The sequence below is a fragment of the Brevibacterium mcbrellneri ATCC 49030 genome (assembly GCF_000178455.1).
Taxonomy (GTDB): Bacteria; Actinomycetota; Actinomycetes; order Actinomycetales; family Brevibacteriaceae; genus Brevibacterium; species Brevibacterium mcbrellneri.
Genome location: NZ_ADNU01000089.1, coordinates 1 through 919, shown reverse-complemented (window position 1 = coordinate 919; position 919 = coordinate 1). Strand labels below are relative to the sequence as shown.

Genomic DNA, 919 nt, shown 5'->3' with positions numbered 1-919 from the left:
CTAAATCCGGGCGCAAATCCGGCACGTTAGGCTTGCAAGTGGTTCTAGGCACACGTCCTTTACTCTTGCCAAAGACACCGGCCAGGCGCATCAGCCGAGCAGTTTGCTCACGACCGATATCGATTCCGTCGCAGCGAAGAGCATGCCACATCTTCCGCACACCGTAAACACCGTAATTATCTCTATGCACTGTACTAATGCGTTCAACCAGCACAGCGTCACGAAGACGACGAGCACTGAGTCCACGGGCTTTGAATGGGCGATAACCACGCGAGGTGATGAACCCACCAACCCGGCTATTCTTCAACGTCTTACAGATGAACTCGACACAGAAACGATTCCGATACTCATCAATGAACCGGATCATTTCCGACGTTTCGGGTCGAGTTCCGAGGCGAAAAAAGCTGAGGCAGCTTTCAGCAGCTCATTCGTATCACGCAACTCCTGATTCTCACGGCGTAGCCTCACGTTTTCCGCGACCAAATCCTCAGGCATTGGCTCTGAGATCCTTCCAGCGCGGCGGGCCTGCTGAGTCCACTGACGAGCCGTGTGCCATGAAACCCCCAATTTAGGGGCCACTGCCTGACACGCGGCCTGCATCGACATGTTCTCCGCCAAGATACGGTCCTCTACAAGACGGACCACACGGTCCTTCGCATCCTGATCAAACTTCCTTGGCATGCTCCAAATTTTCCCATCTACTCAAACGGAACAAAACCTGGGACACTTCATGATGATGCAAGATCAATCACAGCCAGCAGTAATGCACGAGGATACTGAGTACGTAAAGCGTCAACCACACGGGTCTTATGACTATTGCTCAGTTAACCGGGGATGACGCTGTCGTCTTTTTTTATAAGTTCCAGCTCCTCTTCCAACACAGCTTTCTCTACTAACAGCCGCGCCATCTGCTTCTTCA

Annotated in this window: 2 protein-coding genes; both read right to left on the bottom strand. The window is 52.3% G+C overall.

Annotated elements, in window-relative coordinates; genetic code table 11:
• A partial coding sequence (locus tag HMPREF0183_RS12680; protein WP_005886404.1) for an IS3 family transposase occupies nt 1-367 on the bottom strand: 367 nt, incomplete at its 3' end.
• Nucleotides 364-681, bottom strand: coding sequence for a transposase (locus HMPREF0183_RS11625; protein ID WP_005886402.1), 318 nt, complete (start codon nt 679-681; stop codon nt 364-366). The genes HMPREF0183_RS12680 and HMPREF0183_RS11625, both read right to left, overlap by 4 nt.
• Nucleotides 682-919: the final 238 nt, after the last annotated feature.